2 rRNA genes (1 of these 2 only partly in view) are annotated in these 3,459 nt (G+C 53.4%); both read left to right on the top strand.

The window, feature by feature from the left end:
• A 16S ribosomal RNA gene (locus HDG32_RS37125) occupies positions 1-208 on the top strand (it extends 1,592 nt beyond the left edge of the window).
• 240 nt (positions 209-448) lie between these two features.
• Positions 449-3,434: ribosomal RNA gene (locus tag HDG32_RS35840) — 23S ribosomal RNA — on the top strand.
• Together the 16S and 23S rRNA genes form the textbook arrangement of a ribosomal RNA operon.
• Positions 3,435-3,459: the final 25 nt, after the last annotated feature.

Raw genomic sequence — 3,459 nt, 5'->3', positions numbered from 1 at the left:
CTGGGGCCGCTGGAATATCTGTGGGACTGGGGGATTAGCTCAGCTGGGAGAGCACCTGCTTTGCAAGCAGGGGGTCGTCGGTTCGATCCCGTCATCCTCCACCAATCCTCAATGCGCAGGGTTCTGCCTGAAGGCAGAGCGTTGCGCATTGGCGATTGAGCCAGTCAGAGCGGTATGAGGCACAGGCTTCATACCGGCTGCCGTTCTTTAACAATCAGGAAGAAGTAGTAAAGAGATTCACGAAAGGCACCTGGAGATGGGTGCCGAGTAGGTGAATCAGGGTTGTGATTGTATCGATGTATTTTAAAGGTGATCGAAAGATTGCCTTGGAATACGGCGCAACACGAATACTCAACCTGTAGCGAGTGCGTCTATCCCCTCCGGGGATGGGACCCACGTAAGCGCTAAAGCGCTAACGTGGGTCGACACAGAGACACACCCGTTATAGGGTCAAGCGAACAAGTGCATGTGGTGGATGCCTTGGCGATCACAGGCGATGAAGGACGCGGTAGCCTGCGAAAAGCTCCGGGGAGCTGGCAAACGAGCATTGATCCGGAGATGTCCGAATGGGGAAACCCACTCCTAATGGAGTATCCGTAGCTGAATCCATAGGCTACGTGAAGCGAACGCGGTGAACTGAAACATCTAAGTAACCGCAGGAAAAGAAATCAACCGAGATTCCCAGAGTAGTGGCGAGCGAAATGGGATCAGCCGGTACACGTTATCCGTATTGTTAGTCGAACGCTCTGGAAAGTGCGGCCATAGCAGGTGATAGCCCTGTAGACGAAAACAGCATGGAAGAACTGGGTGTACGAGAAGTAGGGCGGGACACGTGAAATCCTGTCTGAAGATGGGGGGACCATCCTCCAAGGCTAAATACTCGTGATCGACCGATAGTGAACCAGTACCGTGAGGGAAAGGCGAAAAGAACCCCGGGAGGGGAGTGAAACAGATCCTGAAACCGCATGCATACAAACAGTCGGAGCCCCGCTTTAAGCGCTTTCGGCGCATTCATGAAATGAATGCGTCAAAAGACATCAAGTCTGAAACATGACCACTGCGCGCTTGAAGTGGATTTAAGCGCGAGAGCGCTTAAAGCGGGGTGACGGCGTACCTTTTGTATAATGGGTCAGCGACTTACATTCAGTGGCGAGCTTAACCGATTAGGGCAGGCGTAGCGAAAGCGAGTCCGAACAGGGCGTCCAGTCGCTGGGTGTAGACCCGAAACCAGGTGATCTATCCATGGCCAGGTTGAAGGCACGGTAACACGTGCTGGAGGACCGAACCCACTAACGTTGAAAAGTTAGGGGATGAGCTGTGGATAGGGGTGAAAGGCTAAACAAACCTGGAAATAGCTGGTTCTCTCCGAAAACTATTTAGGTAGTGCCTCGTGTCTCACCTTCGGGGGTAGAGCACTGTCATGGTTGTGGGGTCCATTGCGGATTACTACGCCATAGCAAACTCCGAATACCGAAGAGTGCAATCACGGGAGACAGACATCGGGTGCTAACGTCCGGTGTCAAGAGGGAAACAACCCAGACCGCCAGCTAAGGTCCCCAAATATGGCTAAGTGGGAAACGAAGTGGGAAGGCTAAAACAGTCAGGAGGTTGGCTTAGAAGCAGCCACCCTTTAAAGAAAGCGTAATAGCTCACTGATCGAGTCGTCCTGCGCGGAAGATGTAACGGGGCTAAGCCATATACCGAAGCTGCGGATGCACAGTAATGTGCATGGTAGGAGAGCGTTCCGTAAGCCTGCGAAGGTGCACTGGAAAGTGTGCTGGAGGTATCGGAAGTGCGAATGCTGACATGAGTAGCGATAAAGGGGGTGAAAGGCCCCCTCGCCGTAAGCCCAAGGTTTCCTACGCAACGTTCATCGGCGTAGGGTGAGTCGGCCCCTAAGGCGAGGCAGAAATGCGTAGCTGATGGGAAGCAGATTAATATTTCTGCACCATTGTGAAATGCGATGGGGGGACGGATCGCGGAAGGTTGTCCGGGTGTTGGAAGTCCCGGTCCTTGCATTGGAGAAGGCGCTTTGGCAAATCCGGGCGCGCAATTCAAGGGTGCGAGGCGAGCCACTTCGGTGGCGAAGCAACTGGAAGGGGTTCCAGGAAAAGCCTCTAAGCTTCAGTTTCACAGTGACCGTACCGCAAACCGACACAGGTGGGCGAGATGAGTATTCTAAGGCGCTTGAGAGAACTCGGGAGAAGGAACTCGGCAAATTGGTACCGTAACTTCGGGATAAGGTACGCCCTCATAGCCTGACTGGCCTGCGCCAGAAGGGTGAAAGGGTTGCAATAAACTGGTGGCTGCGACTGTTTAATAAAAACACAGCACTCTGCAAACACGAAAGTGGACGTATAGGGTGTGACGCCTGCCCGGTGCCGGAAGATTAAATGATGGGGTGCAAGCTCCTGATTGAAGTCCCGGTAAACGGCGGCCGTAACTATAACGGTCCTAAGGTAGCGAAATTCCTTGTCGGGTAAGTTCCGACCTGCACGAATGGCGTAACGATGGCCACACTGTCTCCTCCCGAGACTCAGCGAAGTTGAAGTGTTTGTGATGATGCAATCTCCCCGCGGCTAGACGGAAAGACCCCATGAACCTTTACTGTAGCTTTGCATTGGACTTTGAACCGGTCTGTGTAGGATAGGTGGGAGGCTATGAAGTTGGGACGCCAGTCTCAATGGAGCCGTCCTTGAAATACCACCCTGATCTGTTTGAGGTTCTAACCTTGGCCCGTGATCCGGGTCGGGGACAGTGCATGGTAGGCAGTTTGACTGGGGCGGTCTCCTCCCAAAGTGTAACGGAGGAGTACGAAGGTACGCTAGGTACGGTCGGAAATCGTGCTGATAGTGCAATGGCATAAGCGTGCTTGACTGTGAGACTGACAAGTCGAACAGGTGCGAAAGCAGGTCATAGTGATCCGGTGGTTCTGTATGGAAGGGCCATCGCTCAACGGATAAAAGGTACTCTGGGGATAACAGGCTGATACCGCCCAAGAGTTCATATCGACGGCGGTGTTTGGCACCTCGATGTCGGCTCATCTCATCCTGGGGCTGTAGCCGGTCCCAAGGGTATGGCTGTTCGCCATTTAAAGAGGTACGTGAGCTGGGTTTAAAACGTCGTGAGACAGTTTGGTCCCTATCTGCCGTGGGCGCTGGATATTTGAAGGGGGCTGCTCCTAGTACGAGAGGACCGGAGTGGACGAACCTCTGGTGTACCGGTTGTCACGCCAGTGGCATCGCCGGGTAGCTATGTTCGGAAGAGATAACCGCTGAAAGCATCTAAGCGGGAAACTCGCCTTAAGATGAGATATCCCCGGGGCTTCGAGCCCCTTGAAGGGTCGTTCAAGACCAGGACGTTGATAGGTCAGGTGTGCACGTACAGTAATGTACTGAGCTAACTGATACTAATTGCCCGTAAGGCTTGATCCTATAACAGGTGTGTCTCGACCCGCGT

The sequence above is a fragment of the Paraburkholderia sp. CI2 genome (assembly GCF_014201055.1).
GTDB classification, from domain to species: Bacteria; Pseudomonadota; Gammaproteobacteria; order Burkholderiales; family Burkholderiaceae; genus Paraburkholderia; species Paraburkholderia tuberum.
The sequence above is the reverse complement of the archived record's forward strand: the minus strand, read 5'-3'. Positions and strand labels throughout refer to the sequence as shown.